Origin of the sequence: Variovorax sp. E3 (assembly GCF_016082275.1) — a bacterium.
Taxonomy (GTDB): Bacteria; Pseudomonadota; Gammaproteobacteria; order Burkholderiales; family Burkholderiaceae_C; genus Variovorax.
The window spans coordinates 106,034-123,210 of the sequence record NZ_MOWM01000001.1; the positions used below are offsets into that span (position 1 = coordinate 106,034).

Below are 17,177 nucleotides of genomic sequence, written 5' to 3' on the forward strand. Positions count from 1 at the left end.
CACGCACATGAAAAACCTCACCCAGAAATTCGCCGTCAGTGCCATCACCGCCGTCTGCCTCGCGCTGGGCACCGGCGCGGCCATGGCCCAGCAAAGCGTCGAGGTCCTGCACTGGTGGACCGCCGGTGGCGAGGCCGCCGCGCTCAACGTGCTCAAGGGCAACCTGGAGAAGCAAGGCGTCAAGTGGAACGACATGCCCGTGGCCGGCGGCAGCGGCGAAGCCGCCATGACGGCGCTGCGGGCGCGCGTGACTTCGGGCAACCCGCCCACCGCGTCGCAGATGCAGGGCTTCGACATCCTCGACTGGGGCAAGCAGGGCCTGGTGGCCGACCTGAACACGCTCGCGCAGAAAGGCGGCTGGGACAAGGTCGTGCCGCCCGCGCTGCAGAAGTTCTCCAAATACAACGGCAAGTGGATCGCTGCACCGGTCAACATCCACTCCACCAACTGGGTCTGGGCCAACCAGGTCGTGCTGGCCAAGGCCGGCGTCACGGCGGAGCCGAAGAACTGGGACGAGTTCATCGCCGCCGCCGACAAGGTGCAGAAGGCCGGCTTCATCGCCATCGCCCACGGCGGCCAGCCGTGGCAGGACGCCACGCTGTTCGAGAACGTGGCCGTGGCCACCGGCGGTGTCGACTACTACCGCAAGGCCTTCATCGAGCTCGACGGCAAGACCCTGGCCTCGCCGACCACCGAGAAAGTGTTCCAGCGCATGGGCCAATTGCGCAAGCTCGTCGACAAGGACTTCTCGGGCCGCGACTGGAACGTGGCCTCGGGCATGGTGATCGGCGGCAAGGCCGGCTTCCAGGTCATGGGCGACTGGGCCAAGGGCGAGTTCGTCAACGCCAGGCAGGTGCCGGGCAAGGACTTCGCCTGCTTCCGCTTTCCGGGCACGCAGGGCATCGTCACCTTCAACGCCGACCAGTTCGTGATGTTCAAGCTGAAGGACGCCGACAAGGAAGCCGCGCAGCAGAAGCTCGCCAACGCCATCCTGGAGCCGGGCTTCCAGTCGGCCTTCAACGTGGTCAAGGGCTCGGCGCCCGCGCGCACCGACGTGCCCGACACCGCCTTCGACGCCTGCGGCAAGAAGGCCATCAAGGACGTGGCCGAGGCCAGCCAGGCCCACACGCTGGTGGGCTCGATGGCGCATGGCCACGCGGTGCCGGCGTCGATCAAGAACGCGTTCTACGACGTGATCACGCGCCACTTCAACGGCCAGATCGACGACAAGAAAGCGGTTGCGGCGCTGGCGTCCGCCGCCAGGAACTGACAGCGCCCGAGGACGACACGCCCCTTGAAAGCCAACCTGCTTCCCAAGCTCCTGCTGAGCCCCAGCGCACTGCTCGTGCTGGTCTGTGTCTACGGCTACATCATGTTCACGGTCGGCCTGTCGTTCACGACGTCGACCATGCTGCCCAACGCAGAGTGGGCGGGCACGGCGAACTACGAGCGGCTGCTGGGGCTGGAGAACTGGTCGGTGTCGCTGCACAACCTGGCGGTGTTCGCGGGCCTGTACATCGCCATCGCGATGGTGCTGGGGCTCACGCTGGCGATCCTGATCGACCAGAAGATCCGCGCCGAGGGCGTGCTGCGCTCGATCTTCCTCTACCCGATGGCGCTCTCGCTGATCGTCACCGGCACGGCCTGGAAATGGCTGCTCGACCCCGGCGTGGGCATCGAGCACACGATGCGCAGCCTGGGCTGGAGCAGCTTCGCGTTCGACTGGATCAAGGACGGCGACATGGCCATCTACTGCGTGGTCATCGCCGCCGTCTGGCAGACCTCGGGCTTCGTGATGGCGATGTTCCTGGCCGGCCTGCGCGGCGTCGACGGCGAGCAGATCAGCGCCGCGCGCGTCGACGGCGCGCGCACCTGGCAGATCTACACGCGCATCGTCATCCCGCAACTGGGGCCGGTGTTCGTCTCGGCCTTCGTGATCCTGGCGCACATGGCCATCAAGTCGTACGACCTGGTGATCGCGCTGACCAACGGCGGGCCCGGGCGCTCGACCTGGCTGCCTTCCGTCTTCATGTACCAGTACACCTTCACCCGCAACGAGATGGCCGTGGGCGCCGCAAGCTCGGTGCTGATGCTCGTGGCCGTCGGCATCGTCGTGGTGCCTACCTGCTGCGCGAGATGCGGGGTGCCCAACATGGCTGAACAGGCGCTTCGACATCGCACGCCGGGCGCCCATGCCGCGCGCCTGCTGCTGTACGCGGTGCTGGCCGTGCTGGCGCTGGTGTTCCTGATGCCGGTGTACGTGATGGTCGTCAACTCGCTGAAGCCGCTGGAAGAAATCCGCAACGGCCACCTGATGGCGCTGCCCGTCGCGTGGACGCTCGCGCCCTGGCATTCGGCCTGGAGCACCGCGCAGATCGGCGTGCAGCCCACGGGCCTGAAGCCCTACTTCATCAACTCGTTCCTGCTGGTGGTGCCGGGCGTGGTGCTGTCCACGCTCATCGGCGCGGTGAACGGCTACATCCTCACGCAGTTCAGGATCCGCGGCGCGCACCTGCTGTTCGCGGCCATGCTGTTCTCGGTGTTCATTCCGTTCCAGATCGTGCTGATACCCATGGCCAAGACGCTGGGCATGCTGGGCATCGCGGGCACGGTGACGGGGCTGGTGTTCGTGAACGTGGTGTACGGCATCGGCTTCACCACGCTGTTCTTTCGCAACTACTACGCGGCGTTTCCGCAGGAGCTGGTGCGCTCGGCGCGCATGGACGGCGCGGGCTTCTTCGGCGTGCTGTGGCGCATCTTGCTGCCCAACAGCACGCCCATCATCGTGGTGACGGTGATCTGGCAGTTCACCAACATCTGGAACGAGTTTCTCTTCGGTGCCTCGTTCAGCGACTACAGCTCTTTCCCGATCACCGTGGCACTGAACAACCTCGTCAACAGCTCCACGGGGGTCAAGGAATACAACGTGCATTTCGCGGGCGCGTTCATCGCGGCGCTTCCCACGCTGGTCGTGTACCTGGTTTCCGGCAAGTATTTCGTGCGCGGCCTGATGGCCGGCTCGGTCAAAGGTTAGGTCAATGGCATCTCTGGACTTGGTTGGCATCCGCAAGAGTTTCGGTCCCGTACACATCCTGCACGACATTTCCATCGCGTTGAACGACGGCGAGTTCCTGGTGCTCGTCGGCCCTTCGGGCTGCGGCAAGAGCACGCTCATGAACATCATCGCGGGGCTGGAGGAGCCCAGCGACGGGCACCTGCGGCTCAACGGCAAGGACATCACGGCGGTGGCGCCGGCGGAGCGCAACATCTCGATGGTGTTCCAGTCTTATGCGCTCTACCCCAACATGACGGTGGCCAAGAACATCGAGTTTCCGCTGGAGATGCGCAAGGTCGACAAGGCCACGCGCGCCGACCGCGTGAAGAAGGTCGGCGAGCTGCTGCAGATCGGCCACCTGATGGACCGCAAGCCGCGCCAGCTCTCGGGCGGCCAGCGCCAGCGCGTGGCCATCGGGCGTGCGCTGGCGCGCGAGCCGCAGCTCTACCTGTTCGACGAGCCGCTGTCGAACCTCGATGCGCAGTTGCGGCTGGACATGCGCACCGAGATCAAGAAGCTGCACCAGCGGCTGAATGCGACCATCGTCTACGTCACGCACGACCAGATCGAGGCCATGACGCTGGCCACGCGCATCGCGGTCATGAAGGGCGGCGTGCTGCAGCAGCTGGGCACGCCACACGAGGTCTACAACCGGCCCGCGAACACGTTCGTGGCGAGCTTCATGGGCTCGCCGCGCATGAACCTGCTGCGCATGCGGGTGACGGATGGGCACCGGGGCAACCTGTGCATCGCCACCACCGGCAGCGACGAAGCCGAGGAGATCGAGCTGCCCGCCGCGCTGGTGCCCGAGGGCCTGCGTGCGCGCGTCGGCGGTGAAGTGATTGCCGGGCTGCGCGCGGAAGCCGTGGGGCTTGCCGATACCACGAACGCGGGCACGGGCACGAGCGCCTCGCAATGCGTGGTGCGCGCACGCGTGCAGGTGGTGGAGCCCACGGGTGCCGACACGCTGGTGCTGCTCGACCTGGGCGGCCACGACTTCACGGCGCGCCTGCCGCCCGACGTGGCGCTGCTGGTCGGCTCGGCGATGCATTTCTCGATCGACCTGTCGAAGATCGTGTTCTTCGACACGGCGAGCGAGATGCTGATCGTCTAGCCATGGAGCACGCCCTTGATGTTGACGTCGAGGCAGCGACGCACCAAAAGGTGCAGTGCCGTTCCTCCGCGGTCGTTGCCTGTTCCTGCATCGCCCTTGCCTCACACGGGCCGCAACCGAGGCGTTACTTGTAGAGCCAGCGCGCCATCAGGCGCGTGTACCTCGGCATGACGAGATACACCATCAGCCCGACGATGGCGGCCGAGGCGATCAGGTGCTCGACCCCATAGCTCGACAACACGGGCACCGACGCCACCAGCCAGTGCACCACGGCCGGCACCAGCATGGTCAGCGGGTAGATCACCGACAGGGTCAGCAGGAACTGCTTGTAGCGCCTGGCCGGCGGTTGCCCCGCCGTCGGGTGAAACCAGAACTCGAGCCCGGTGCGCGTTTCCACCTTTTCGTCGGCTTCGAGAAACGACGCCGCCTCTTCGACCAGCTGGCGGCGCGCGCCCGAGGCGAACCAGTCCTGCGCGTGCGCGAGCGAGTCGAAGCGGATGGTGATGGTGTACTGCAGACCGCCCGCCACCGGGTGGATGACGTTCACGCCTCGGCGCCCCGGAAAGCGCGCGGCAATGGGCACCACCTTCTTCAGCCATTGCTCGTAGGCGGCCACGGACTCGCGCTTGACCGTCTGCTGGATGACGGCGGTGACAGTCTCGCCACCGGGCAGCGCCCGCCCGGCAATTTCGTCGAGCGTGGCGGTGCGCAAGCCGGGTTGGCGATCGTCGGCGGTCATGTGCGGAGCCTTTTCTTCTTCAAAGACCGAGCAGCTTACGGCCTTCGTCGGCCAGCAGGTCATGCGTATCCGGGTGCGAACGCATGTAGGCGGCGAACACGGGGCACTGCGGAATGACGCGCAGCCCGCGCTCGCGTGCCGAGGCCAGGCCCGCCAGCACCAGCTGCCTGGCAATGCCCTGGCCTTGCAGCGCTTCGGGCACCAGCGTGTGGATGAAGGTGATGACATCACCGTCCAGCGAGTAGATGGCAACCGCGCGTTCGCCTTGCGACGCGTATTCGAAGCGGTGCTTGGCGGGGTTGTCCTGGACCGACGCAGGAGAAGGCGCTGCAGTGGTCACGACTCAGCCCTTGATGAACGCCAGCAGGTCGGCGTTGACCTGGTCGGCGTGCGTGTTGCAGGTGGCGTGCGGCGCACCGGCATAGACCTTGAACTGGCTGCTCTTGATCATCTCGGCCGCGAGCTTGCCGGTGGCTTCGATCGGCACCACCTGGTCGTCGTCGCCGTGGATCACGAGCGTGGGCACGTCGATCTTCGCCATGTCGGGGCGGAAGTCGGTTTCCGAGAACGCGGTCACGCAGTCGATGGTGGCCTTGATGGAGGCCTGCAGCGCAATCTGCAGCGTCTGCTTGAACACGCCCTGCGACACCTTGGCGCCCGGCCGGTTCGTGCCGTAGAACAGCGTGCTGAAGTCATCGAGGAACTGCGGGCGGTCGGCGGCCAGGCCGGCGCGAATGCCTGCGAACAGCGAGGCGTCGGGGCCCACGGGGTGGTCGGGCGTCTTCACGAACAGCGGCGTCACGGCGCTGACGAGCGCAAGCTTGGCGATGCGCGACGAGCCCTTGCGTGCGATGTAGCGCGTGACGTCGCCGCCGCCCATCGAGAAGCCCACCAGGATCACGTCCTTCAGGTCGAGCTTCTCGATCAGCTCCGAGATGTCGTCCGCGAAGGTGTCGTAGTCGTAGCCGGTCCAGGGCTGGCTCGAGCGGCCGAAACCGCGGCGGTCGAAAGCGATGGCGCGGTAGCCGCGTTCCGCGAAGAACAGCATCTGCGCGTCCCACATGTCGGCGTTCAGCGGCCAGCCGTGGCTGAACAGAATGGGCTGGCCCGAACCCCAGTCCTTGTAGTAGAGCTCGGTGCCGTCGCGCAGGGTGAGAGTGGTCATGATGATTCCTGTGAAATGAAATGAAGTGGAGCGGAGTGAAAGGGGGAAAAAGAAACGATGAAGCTCAGAACGCGGGCAGCTCATTGGGGCGCAGGTCGAACACCAGCACCTCGGCGCCCTCGCCTCGCGCCAGGTCGAGCTGGTGCGCATTGCGCACCCGTGCGCCGTCGCCCTCGGACATGCGCTGCCCGTTGACCTCGACGCTGCCGCGCGCCACATGCACATAGGCGTTGCGGTGGGGGCCGAAGGCCAGCGAGGCGGTCTCGTCGCCGTCGAACAGGCCGGCGTAGACGCGGGCGTCCTGGTGCACCGCGAGCGAGCCGTCGGTGCCTTCGGGCGAAATGATCAAGCGCAGGCGGCCGCGCTTTTCTTCCTGCGTGAAGTGCACCTGCTGGTAGCGCGGTGCCACGCCCTTCTTGCCCGGCATGATCCAGATCTGCAGGAAGTGCAGCGGGTCGGTGGCCGACGAGTTGAACTCGCTGTGGCGCACGCCGGTGCCGGCGCTCATCATCTGCACGTCGCCGGGGCGGATGACCGAGCCGGTGCCCATCGAGTCCTTGTGCTCGAGCGCGCCGTCGAGCACGTACGAGAAGATCTCCATGTCGCGGTGCGGATGGGTGCCGAAGCCGCGGCCGGGGGTCACCCGGTCGTCGTTGATCACCAGCAGGTCGGAGAAGCCTTCCTGCTGCGGGTCGCGGTAGTGGCCGAATGAGAAGGTGTGGCGGGACTTGAGCCAGCCGAAGTCTGCGATTCCGCGGTCGGTGGCGCTGCGAATTTCCAACATGATTGCGTCCTTGACAGTGTTTGAATTCGACTGAATTCACAATGCGCCTCGAAGAACATCTCCTTGGCATGGACTGAATCATCGGGGCCGCGGCGCCCCTTGTTGGCGAAACTTTTCACCGTCAATGATCGAAATTTTCGACCTTTCGCTTTGACGGCCTTTTGACGCCGCTCAACGCTTCCTGATGAGCTTGCCCGTGGACGAAGCCCGCGCGACCAATCGGCCCTCGGGCTCGAACAGGTCCGCCTCGAGGAAGACCACGCTTCCGCCCCAACGCAGGATGCGCGCCTCGGCTTCGAAGGACGTCACCGGCGCCCGGTCGAGAAACGAGACCTTGAGTTCCAGGCTGGCGAGGCTGGCCGTGGCGTCCTTGGCATGCACCGCGAAGGCCATCGCGCAGTCGAGCCATGCGGTGATGAGTCCGCCCTGCACGGCGGTCCCGTCGCTGTGGGCGAACTCGGGCCGCGCGACAAAGCGCACACGAGCGGTGCCCCTTTCTGCATCGGTGTGCAGCAGTTGCGAGAAGCCGATGGTCTGCATCAGCGCGTGCGGGAATTTTTCTGTGTCCATGCGGGCATTTTCATGCGCGGCGCAGGAAGCAAAAAAGCCGGCCATCGAATCGATGGCCGGCTTTTCAAATGTCGTGCGGTTCGGTGGTAGGACGTACTGGATTCGAACCAGTGACCAACGGATTAAAAGTCCGCTGCTCTACCAACTGAGCTAACGTCCCGGAACCATTTTTCGCTTCTTGCCGGCGTTGAATCCAGCAAAGCCTAAGATTATAGCGTGCCGTTGGACGCTATTTTGTCGAGAACCCAACCTGCCGCACATTGACCGAAAGTCGCGGTCACGCTGACGACCGATCCGTAGCCGTGGCAGTTGAGCGAACCGTCGCCTTCGATCGCGCACGACGCATCGGGCGGCGCCACGCTTTCCCTGCTGAAAACACAGGTCACGCCGATCTTGCGGCCTTCGCGCGGGGCGCCGTGTTCCTTGCGCAGGCGCTGCCGCAGCTGGGCCAGCAGCGGGTCGTGCGTGACGAGCGACAGGTCGTCGATATCGACCTTGTGCGCCTGCCGCTTGCCGCCCGCCGCACCCACGGTCACGAAGGCGGCGCGCGACGCGCGTGCCCATGCGGCCATGGTCAGCTTGGCCTTCACCTGGTCGCAGGCGTCGATGACGGCCGTTACCGGGCCGTTGGCCGCTTGCGCCGCGTCGAGCACCGCCGTCCAGTTGCCGGGTTCGACGAACTCGTCGACCGCGAGCACCTTGCACTGCGCGTTGATCTGCGCAATGCGCTCGCGCATGGCCTCGACCTTGGCCTGGCCCACGGTCGCATCGAGCGCATGGATCTGGCGATTGATGTTCGACTCCGACACGTGGTCGAGGTCGACCAGCGTCAGCCGCCCCACCCCGCTGCGCGCAAGCGCCTCGACCGCCCACGAGCCCACGCCGCCGATGCCGACGACCAGCACATGCGCGTTGCGGATGTTCGCGGCGCCCGTCACGCCGTACAGGCGCTCGAGCCCGCCGAAGCGGCGCGCGAAGTCGGGCGCCGCGGTGTCGGTGACGACATCCGCGGCGGCAGAGGAAGCGGGAGCGGCAGCGATGACGGCGCTCAAGCGGAAAGCCCCGCCTGCATCAGCGCAGACGCGAGAGACGCTCGCGGCCGGCCTGCGCGGCTTCGGACTGCGGGTAGGCCTTGGCCAGGTCTTCCAGCGTGCGGCGCGCGGCGCGCGTGTCCTTCAGTTCGATCTGGCAGTTCGCGATCGACAGCACGGCCTCGGGGGCTTGGCATGGTCGGGTGCGAGCGACAGCATCGAGCGGAAATTCGCGATGGCTTCGTTGTAGTTGCGCGTGGCGTACTGCGCATTGCCGAGCCAGAACAGCGCCGAGGCGTTGTAGCCGCTTTGCGGGTAGCGCTTGACGAAGTCGGCGAACGCGGTTTGCGCCTGCGCGAACTGGCCCGAGCGGAACACACCGAGGGCGGCGTCGAAATCGGCCTTTTCCTTCGGGTCGGCGTTGAACTCGCGGCCGTCCACCGACACCTTCGAGGGCTCGCTCTGCTTGAGCTTGTCGTCGAGGGTGGTCTGGCGCGACTGCATTTCGCTCAGCGTGCGCGTGAGTTGCTCGTTCTGGCCGGTCATGCGCGCCAGGTCACCGCGCATCTGCTCGATCTGGTTTTGCAGATCGAGCAGGCTGCGACGCAGCTGGCCGTTTTCGTCGGTCAGCCGCTGGTCGGTTTGCTGGCGCATGGCCTCGACGCGCTGCCGCAGGTCGAGGATGGCCTTGCGGGCTTCGTCATCCTCGAACAATGCGGCTTGCGACCCGATCGAGACGCAGAGCAAGGCGGCAGCCAGCGCCGCGCCTCGCAACACAGCGCGTTGCATCACCGGCGGTACGTGATTTCGGCGCGGCGGTTTTGCGCCCAGACTTCTTCACCCGAACCCGTGACCGCCGGCTTTTCCTTGCCGAAGCTCACGGCTTCGATCTGGCTGTCGTTCACGCCCAGCAGGGCCAGTGCGCGACGCACGGCTTCCGAACGCTTCTGGCCCAGTGCCAGGTTGTATTCGCGGCCGCCGCGTTCGTCGGTGTGACCTTCGATCGAGATGCGGCGTTGCGGGTTGGCCTTCAGGAAGCGCGCGTGACCATCGATGGCCGACTGGAACTCGGGCTTGACCGTGTAGCTGTCGTAATCGAAGTAGATGATGCGTGCCACGCCCACCGGACCTTGCGCGGTGCCCGCGTTCGGATCGATGGTGACGGGTGCCACGCTGCTGGCGCCGCCTTGCTGGCCGCCGGCGGTGCCGGAGCGGTCGGTCACCGGCGTTTCGTTGAGCTTGGTGCCCGACGAGCAACCGGCGATGAGGGCCACGATGGCCAGCGAATAAATCGTACGTTTCAACATTTTCGAACTCCTCAAGTAAACCTAATCATTGCTTTTGAAACGGACCCCAGTCCGGTTCTCTTATGTCTCCCGCCTGTCCCGCCAGTCGAGCCTTTATTTTTCCATCCAAAGTGGTCGTCATGAGGGCTTCGCGACCTTGCAGTTGCGTGGCGTAGACGATCAATTTGCTGTTCGGGGCAAAACTTGGACTTTCGTCGGCGGAAGTGTCGGTGATTGCGCTCACATTGCCGGTGGCCAACTCCATCACGTGGAGTTTGAAGGCACCGCCCACCCGCGAGATGTAGGCCAACCACCGGCCATCGCCGCTGACAGCCGGAGAAATGTTGTAGGTGCCGCTGAAGGTCACGCGCGTCGGGTTGCCGCCGCTGGCGCCCATCTTGTAGATCTGCGGGGCGCCGCCACGGTCGCTCACGAAGTAGATGGTGCTGCCGTCGGCCGAGTACGCGGGCTCGGTGTCGATGCTCGAGCTCTGGGTCAGGCGGCGCGGTTCGCCGCCGCTGGCCGGAATGGTGAACAGCTGCGAGCCGCCGTCGCGGCTGAGGGTGACGGCCAGTGAATTGCCGTCGGGCGCCCAGGCCGGCGCGCTGTTCGAACCCTTGAAGTTCGCAAGCAGGCGGCGCTGGCCGCTGGCCACGTTGTGCACGTACACGACCGGCTTGCGCGATTCGAAGGACACGTACGCCAGCTGCTGCCCGTTGGACGACCAGCACGGCGAGATGATGGGTTCGGGGCTGGCGAGCGCGGCCTGCGCGTTCTCGCCGTCGGCGTCGGCCACCCACAGGGAGTAGCGGCTGCCGGCCTTGGTGACGTAGGCGATGCGGGTCGAGAAGATGCCCTTCTCACCGGTCAGCTTCTCGTAGACGTAGTCGGCAATGCGGTGCGAAGCCAGGCGCAGGTCGCCCTGCGGCACGGTGTAGCTCTGGCCGCCGAGGTCTTGCCCCTTGACCACGTCCCACAGGCGAAAGCGCACGTCGAAGCGGCCGTCGGCCAGCTTGCTGACGCTGCCCACCACCAGCGAGTCGGCGGTGCGCTGGCGCCACAGCGACAGGTCGGGGCGCGAGGCTTCGTCCAGCGCCTGGCCGGAGGCATCGACGCCGCGGAACTGGCCGCTGCGCTCCAGGTCGGCCTGGACGATGTCCGAGATCTTCTGCGGCGAAGACTCCTGGCCCTTGAAGGGGGCGAGCGCGATTGGCAATTGCGTCAACCCGACGCCCGACACTTCGACCCGGAACTGGGCGAGCGCTGGAAGCATGGGGGTGGCAGCAAGGGCCGCAATGAGGGTGCGGCGTGCAAATAGCGATGAAGAAGGAGTTGGAATTGGAGTTGGCAACGGCTTGTTCATGCGGTTCGGAGAGGTTTCCGGCGAAAAAGTTTCTTCCCGGCTTGACGGGCCACATGTTACACACTGGCTCGCAGGCGCCGTCACAAAACGTTTATCCGGCGATGCGGTCCTACAGAATCACTTCAGGAAGCCCGAAATGGGGGGCCCCGTAGAATCCGCCGCCATGCAAGCATCCCCCGGCAGCGAGAACGCGCGCCCTCCCCTGATGCGCCGCCTGGCGCGACTCATGACCTGGTTCGGTGGCTCCCGCCAATGGTGGGCCGCAGGCCTGATCGGCGCCCTGATGGCGGCCATTACCGAACCGCTGATGGCCGCCCTGCTCAAGCCGCTGCTCGACCGCGGCTTCAACCGCGGCCAGCTCCAGTTGTGGATCGTGCCGGCTGCCGTGCTGCTGCTGTTCGCGGTGCGCGGCATTGCGCAGTTCATTTCCCAATACGCCCTGTCGCGCATCGCCAACGAAGGCATGCAGCGGCTGCGCCGCGTGCTGTTCGAACGGCTGATGGGCGCCGAGCTGGCCCTGTTCACGCGCCAGTCGGCGAGCGCACTGTCGAACACCGTGGTCTACGAAGTGCAGACCGGCGCGATGCTGCTGGTGCAGGCGCTGCTCGGGCTCACGCGCGACGGCTTCACGCTGATCGCGCTGCTCGGCTACCTCGTCTACCTGAACTGGAAGCTCACGCTGATCGTGGCGTTCCTGGTGCCCAGCATCTCGTGGATCATGAAGGTGTTTTCCAAGCGCCTCTACCGCCTCACGCAGCAGGGCCAGCAGGCCACCGACGAGCTGGCCTACGTGGTCGAGGAAAACGTGCTCGCGCACCGCGTGGTGCGGCTGCACGGCGCCGAAGCCGCGCAGGGCCAGCGCTTCGAGCAACTGAGCCAGCGCCTGAACCGGCTGGCCGTGAAGTCGACCATTGCCCAGGCCGCCACCACGCCGCTCACGCAGATGATGGCGTCGCTGGCGCTGTCGGTCGTCGTGATGATCGCGCTCTGGCAAAGCGGCGAACAGGGCCTGACGGTGGGCGGTTTCGTCGCCTACATCACGGCCATGCTGATGCTGATCGCGCCGATCCGCCGGCTGGCCGACATGGCCGCGCCCATCACGCGTGGCCTTGCCGCGCTCGAACGCGGCTTGGTGCTGGTCGACGAAGTGGCGCCGGAGTCGCAAGGCAGCTTCAGCCTCGAACATGCCCGCGGCCACATCGAACTGCGCAACGTGCAGGTCAACTACCGCGGCGAAGACGAGCAGCGCGCGCTCGACGGCGTGAGCCTGACCATCGAGCCCGGCCAGGTGGTGGCCTTCGTCGGCCCCTCGGGCTCGGGCAAGACCACGCTGGTCAACCTGCTGCCGCGCTTCGTGCAACCCAGCGGCGGCCAGGTGCTGCTCGACGGGCACGACACCAGCGAATGGCGACTGAAGAGCCTGCGCTCGCAGTTCGCGATGGTGAGCCAGGACGTGGTCATGCTCAACGAAACGCTCGCCGCCAACGTGGCGCTGGGCTCCGACATCGACCGCGACCGCGTGCTGCAATGCATCGCCGCCGCCAACCTGAGCTCGCACGTCGAAGGCCTGCCGCAAGGCATCGACACCGTGCTGGGCCACAACGCCACGCAACTGTCGGGCGGCCAGCGCCAGCGCCTGGCCATCGCGCGTGCGCTCTACAAGAACGCCCCCGTGCTGCTGCTCGACGAAGCCACCTCGGCCCTCGATACCGAATCAGAACGGCTGGTGCAAGACGCCCTGCAACGCCTGATGCAGAACCGCACCACGCTGATCGTGGCCCACCGCCTGTCGACCATCCAGCACGCGGACCGCATCATCGTGATGGAGCAAGGCCGCATTGCCGAGCAAGGCAGCCACGAGCAGCTGATGCAGCTGGACGGGCTGTATGCGCGGCTGCAGACACTGGCTGTGCGCAGCGCCACGCCGGGGCAAGACCCGACGCTCTGATACGGCGCCGCGTCAGCGCGGCGCGGCAGGCGTGGCGCGCGGCTTCTTCGCCGCCGGCGCGGTGCTCTCCGGTGGCAATGCGCCGTGGGAGACCAGCACGCCGGCCGACAGGATGAATTCGGCGGCGCTCTCGATGTCGCCCTGCAGCGCGGCCCGCGCCTTGGCGCCGTCGCGCCGCTTCAGCGCGGCGAGCAGCGCCGCGTGGTGCGACATCGCCACCTTCTCGCGCACACGACGGGAGCCGCCGCGCAGGTCGTAGTTGAGGATGGGGCCGATGCGCAGCCACAGCGCCTCGATCATCTGCAGCAGCACGGGCATGTCCGCCGCAGCGTAGACCGCGAAATGGAATTCCTTGTTGAAGGTGACGAGCTTCGATCCGTCGGGACTCGCGGACTTCATTTCGGCGGCGAATGCATCGTGCCACTGCGTGATGTCGCGCAACGACACGCCGCCGGACGCCGAGGCCGCGACCTCGGTGGCCAGGCCTCGAGGTTGGTGCGGATGATCGTGATCTCCTTGAACTGCGCCGCCGTCATTCTCGGCACGCGCAAGGCGCGATTGGGCGTCAGCTCCAGCGCCTGTTCGGCCACGAGGCGCTGCATGGCTTCGCGCACCGGCATCACGCTCACGCCGAGCGCCGCCGCGGCGCTGCGCAACGAGATCTGCTCGCCCGGCATCATCTGCCCGCTCATCACGAGGTCGCGCAACTGGTCATAGACGTTCGCGCTGAGCGTCTGGCGCTTGAGCGGAGTGACGAGATCGGAAAGGCCCATGCGGCGAAGTATACGAGCGGGGTATTCCCTATGAAATATCTGTGATCACAGATATACGATCCCGCCCAGTCAACGCATCAACCCAAGGAGTTCTCCAACATGTGGAATGGCAATTCCCTCGCCGGCCAACGCGTGCTCGTCACGGCCGGTGCAAGCGGCATCGGCCTCGAAATCGCGCGTGGCTTCGCCGCGGCGGGCGCCCGGGTCCTGGCCTGCGACGTGCAACAGGCGAGCCTCGATGAATTGAAACGCGAACTGCCGGCGATTGCCGGCCGCCTCGCCGATGTCTCCAGCGAAGAAGACGTGGCCCGGCTGTTCGACGCCGTGGACCGCGAGCTCGGCGGCCTCGACGTGCTCGTGAACAACGCCGGCGTGGCCGGGCCGACCGGAGGTGTCGAAACCCTCTCGCTGGCGGACTGGGAGCGCACGCTCGCCGTCAACATCACGGGACAGTTTCTCTGCGCACGGCTTGCGGTGCCGCGACTGCGGCAAGGGCGCAACCCGTCCATCGTCAACCTCTCTTCGGCCGCCGGCCACCTGGGCATGCCGGGGCGCTCGCCCTACTCCGCCTCGAAATGGGCGGTGATCGGCTTCACGAAGACACTCGCGATCGAACTCGGCAAGGACGGCATTCGCGTCAACGCGATCCTGCCGGGTGCGGTCGACGGCCCCCGCATCCGCGCAGTGATCGCCGCCAAGGCCGAAGCGCTGGGCAAGCCGCTGGCGGAAGTCACGCGCAGCTACACCGCGCAATCGGCACTGGGGCGCATGGTGACGCCCGGCGACATCGCCAACATGGTGCTGTTCGCCGCGAGCGACCTGGCCGCGAGCGTCACGGGCCAGGCGCTCGCGGTGGACGGCCATACCCAGGCACTGAGCTGATCGCCGGCCGCCCTTCCTTTTCTTTCCTCTTCTCATCCGGACAAGACACACCCATGGCCCACCGCTCCAAAGCCATCATCACCTGCGCGCCCACGGGCGCAATCCACACACCGAGCATGTCGCCCCACCTGCCCGTGACGGCCGATGAAATCGCGGCGGCTTCCATCGAAGCCGCCCGCGCCGGCGCCGCGATCCTGCACCTGCATGCGCGTGACCCGAAGGACGGCCGCCCCTCGCAAGACCCGGCGCTGTTCCGCCCGTTCCTGTCGAAGATCAAGGCCGCGACCGATGCGGTGATCAACATCACCACCGGCGGCAGCCACACATGAGCGTCGAGGAACGCATGCGGCCGGCGACCACCTTCAAGCCCGAGCTCGCCTCGCTCAACATGGGCTCGATGAACTTCGGCCTCTTCCCGATGCTCGAGCGCTTCAAGTCCCTCGAGCACGACTGGGAGCGCGAGCACCTCGAGAACAGCCGCAACCTGATCTTCAAGAACACCTTCGCCGATATCGAGAACATCCTCGAGCTCGGCAACGCCAACGGCACGCGCTTCGAGTTCGAGTGCTACGACGTCAGCCATCTCAACAACCTGCGGCATTTCCTGGATCGCGGACTGGTGCGGACGCCGCTCTTCGTGCAAACCGTCTTCGGCATCCTGGGCGGTATCGGTGCCGACCCGGAGGACCTGATGCACATGCACCGCACCGCCGCACGGCTGTTCGGCGACCGCTTCCAATGGTCGATCCTCGGCACCGGCCGCAACCAGCTGCCGCTGGCCACCATCGGCGCCGCCATGGGCTCGCACGTGCGCGTGGGGCTCGAGGACTCGCTGTGGATCGGGCCCGGCCGGCTCGCCGCGTCGAGCGCCGAACAGGTGCTGCGCATCCGCGCGGTGCTGGAGGCGCTGAACATCGACATCGCCACGCCCGACGAGGCGCGCGAAATGCTCGGGCTCAAGGGCGCCGCGCGCGTCGACTTCTAGCCTGCACGAGAACCATCGTCCTGGCCGCATCGCCGCGGCCGGACCCTGCACGCCCGTCGGTCGGCCCTGCCCGGACCTCCCGGCGCCCATCCCCGGACCCAGAAGGAGACACACGATGCCACACGCATCCACCCAGACCGCCCCGATCGGGCTCCAGCTCGAACAGACGACCGAAGAACAACGCTCCCTGAACGCGCTGCTCTTTTCGCAAGCTCATGCCGCTGCTCGTGCTGGCCTATGTGGTCAGCTTCATCGACCGCACGAACATCGCGCTGGCCAAGAGCCACATGGCCGTGGACATCGGCATCTCGGCCGCGGCCTACGGGCTCGGTGCCGGTCTGTTCTTCCTGAGCTACGCCTTGCTCGAAGTGCCCAGCAATCTGGTGATGCACCGGGTGGGCGCACGCTGGTGGATCGCGCGCATCATGATCACCTGGGGGCTGCTGTCGGCCGGCATGGCCTTCGTCTCGGGGGAAACCTCGTTCTACGTGATGCGCATCCTGCTGGGCGCGGCGGAGGCCGGCCTGTTCCCGGGCGTGATGCTCTACCTGAACTACTGGTTCGGCCGCAAGGACCGCGCACGCGCGACGGGCTACTTCCTGCTCGGCGTGTGCATCGCGAACATCCTGAGCGGCCCGGTCGGCGGCGCGCTGCTGCAGATGGACGGCCTGCTGGGCTGGCACGGCTGGCAATGGATGTTCGTGCTCGAGGGCCTGCCGGCCGTGGTGCTGGCCTTCGTCGTCTGGCGCAAGTTGCCCGACGGACCGTCCAGCGCCAGCTGGCTCACGCGAGCGCAGGCACAAGCCATCGAACACCGGCTGGCAGCCGAACGCGCCGAGGATGTGGCGAGCGGCCAGGTCGGCGAATCCCTGCGTGCCTGCCTGGCCGACCGGCAGATCTGGCTCGCGATCTTTGTCTACTTCTGCCACCAGATCAGCATCTACACCGTGATCTTCTTCCTGCCGGGCATCATCGGCACCTACGGCAAGCTCTCGCCGCTGCAGATCGGGGCGCTCAACTCGCTGCCGTGGATCGCCGCCGCCATCGGCGCCGTCACGCTCCCGCGGCTTGCGGTCACACCGCAGCGCGGCCGGCGCCTGTTGCTGGTCGGGCTGCTCGCGATGGCGGTGGGGCTGTGGCTCGCGGCATTCGCAAGCCCCGCCGTCGCGCTCGCGGGCTTCTGCGTCACGGGCTCGATGTTCTTCGTGGTGCAGTCGGTGATCTTCCTGTTCGCGTCTTCCCGCCTGGCGGGCGTCGCGCTCGCCGGAGGACTGGCGCTGGTCAACACCTGCGGCCTCGTGGGCGGCTTCATCGGCCCCTCGGTGATGGGCTGGATCGAGCAGAGCACGGGCAGCACCAGGAACGGGCTGCTCCTGATCGCGGTGCTGCTGGTGGCCGCCGCGCTGGCCAGCATCTGGATGCGGCAGGGGCAGGAGTCGCGCCGCTAGCTGGCCGGAACCGACCGCACCGACGGGATCGGAA

13 protein-coding genes, 1 tRNA gene and 5 pseudogenes are annotated in these 17,177 nt (G+C 66.5%); 8 read left to right on the plus strand and 11 right to left on the minus strand.

All coding sequences use genetic code 11. The features are described from left to right. Nucleotides 1-7: 7 nt before the first annotated feature. From BMG07_RS00485 to BMG07_RS00500, 4 genes and pseudogenes are all read left to right on the plus strand, one after another. Nucleotides 8-1,270, plus strand: a complete 1,263-nt coding sequence (locus tag BMG07_RS00485; protein WP_198082707.1) for an ABC transporter substrate-binding protein — start codon at nucleotides 8-10, stop codon at nucleotides 1,268-1,270. Nucleotides 1,271-1,528: 258 nt separating this feature from the next. Beyond that, nucleotides 1,529-2,053, plus strand: a pseudogene (locus BMG07_RS41195) (carbohydrate ABC transporter permease); the annotation flags it as partial. Nucleotides 2,054-2,152: 99 nt separating this feature from the next. Next, nucleotides 2,153-3,034 (plus strand): carbohydrate ABC transporter permease, encoded by an 882-nt coding sequence (locus BMG07_RS00495; RefSeq protein WP_198082743.1) that lies wholly within the window; start codon nucleotides 2,153-2,155, stop codon nucleotides 3,032-3,034. Between the two features lie 4 nt (nucleotides 3,035-3,038). Next, a complete protein-coding gene (locus tag BMG07_RS00500) occupies nucleotides 3,039-4,169 on the plus strand; it encodes an ABC transporter ATP-binding protein (RefSeq protein ID WP_198082708.1) in 1,131 nt (376 codons plus the stop codon). A gap of 124 nt (nucleotides 4,170-4,293) precedes the next feature. On the opposite strand, the gene BMG07_RS00505 is transcribed toward BMG07_RS00500, so the two are convergent. The 10 genes and pseudogenes from BMG07_RS00505 to tolB form a co-directional block, all read right to left on the minus strand. Then, a complete protein-coding gene (locus BMG07_RS00505; RefSeq protein WP_198082709.1) occupies nucleotides 4,294-4,908 on the minus strand; it encodes an antibiotic biosynthesis monooxygenase in 615 nt (204 codons plus the stop codon). 19 nt (nucleotides 4,909-4,927) lie between these two features. Continuing rightward, a complete protein-coding gene (locus BMG07_RS00510) occupies nucleotides 4,928-5,248 on the minus strand; it encodes a GNAT family N-acetyltransferase (RefSeq protein ID WP_198082710.1) in 321 nt (106 codons plus the stop codon). Between the two features lie 3 nt (nucleotides 5,249-5,251). Continuing rightward, nucleotides 5,252-6,073, minus strand: coding sequence for an alpha/beta fold hydrolase (locus BMG07_RS00515; RefSeq protein ID WP_198082711.1), 822 nt, complete (start codon nucleotides 6,071-6,073; stop codon nucleotides 5,252-5,254). A gap of 64 nt (nucleotides 6,074-6,137) precedes the next feature. After that, nucleotides 6,138-6,857, minus strand: coding sequence for a pirin family protein (locus BMG07_RS00520; protein WP_198082712.1), 720 nt, complete (start codon nucleotides 6,855-6,857; stop codon nucleotides 6,138-6,140). A gap of 171 nt (nucleotides 6,858-7,028) precedes the next feature. After that, nucleotides 7,029-7,427, minus strand: coding sequence for a PaaI family thioesterase (locus BMG07_RS00525; protein WP_198082713.1), 399 nt, complete (start codon nucleotides 7,425-7,427; stop codon nucleotides 7,029-7,031). Between the two features lie 84 nt (nucleotides 7,428-7,511). Continuing rightward, nucleotides 7,512-7,587: transfer RNA gene (locus BMG07_RS00530), tRNA-Lys, on the minus strand. A 49-nt stretch (nucleotides 7,588-7,636) separates the two neighbouring features. Beyond that, nucleotides 7,637-8,467 (minus strand): ThiF family adenylyltransferase, encoded by an 831-nt coding sequence (locus tag BMG07_RS00535; RefSeq protein WP_374221211.1) that lies wholly within the window; start codon nucleotides 8,465-8,467, stop codon nucleotides 7,637-7,639. A 31-nt stretch (nucleotides 8,468-8,498) separates the two neighbouring features. After that, nucleotides 8,499-9,247 (minus strand): annotated as a pseudogene (gene ybgF / locus BMG07_RS00540) (tol-pal system protein YbgF). Beyond that, nucleotides 9,247-9,765: a peptidoglycan-associated lipoprotein Pal gene (pal, locus tag BMG07_RS00545; RefSeq protein WP_198082715.1), complete on the minus strand. Its 519-nt coding sequence runs from the start codon at nucleotides 9,763-9,765 to the stop codon at nucleotides 9,247-9,249. The pseudogene ybgF and the gene pal overlap by 1 nt, the downstream one beginning before the upstream one ends. 25 nt (nucleotides 9,766-9,790) lie before the next feature. Next, nucleotides 9,791-11,017: a Tol-Pal system beta propeller repeat protein TolB gene (gene tolB / locus BMG07_RS00550; RefSeq protein WP_269758485.1), complete on the minus strand. Its 1,227-nt coding sequence runs from the start codon at nucleotides 11,015-11,017 to the stop codon at nucleotides 9,791-9,793. A gap of 253 nt (nucleotides 11,018-11,270) precedes the next feature. On the opposite strand from tolB, the gene msbA reads away from it, so the two are divergent. Continuing rightward, nucleotides 11,271-13,055: a lipid A export permease/ATP-binding protein MsbA gene (msbA, locus tag BMG07_RS00555; RefSeq protein ID WP_198082717.1), complete on the plus strand. Its 1,785-nt coding sequence runs from the start codon at nucleotides 11,271-11,273 to the stop codon at nucleotides 13,053-13,055. Between the two features lie 12 nt (nucleotides 13,056-13,067). Here the strand turns inward: msbA and BMG07_RS00560 are convergent. Continuing rightward, nucleotides 13,068-13,828, minus strand: a pseudogene (locus BMG07_RS00560) (GntR family transcriptional regulator). Nucleotides 13,829-13,927: 99 nt separating this feature from the next. Between BMG07_RS00560 and BMG07_RS00565 the strand changes: the two are divergent. From BMG07_RS00565 to BMG07_RS00575, 3 genes and pseudogenes are all read left to right on the plus strand, one after another. Further along, nucleotides 13,928-14,710 carry an SDR family oxidoreductase gene (locus BMG07_RS00565; protein WP_198082718.1) on the plus strand — a complete coding sequence of 261 codons (783 nt, stop codon included), beginning with the start codon at nucleotides 13,928-13,930 and terminating at the stop codon, nucleotides 14,708-14,710. Between the two features lie 53 nt (nucleotides 14,711-14,763). Beyond that, a pseudogene (locus BMG07_RS00570) lies at nucleotides 14,764-15,695 on the plus strand (3-keto-5-aminohexanoate cleavage protein). A gap of 115 nt (nucleotides 15,696-15,810) precedes the next feature. Further along, nucleotides 15,811-17,143: pseudogene (locus tag BMG07_RS00575) on the plus strand (MFS transporter). Nucleotides 17,144-17,177: the final 34 nt, after the last annotated feature.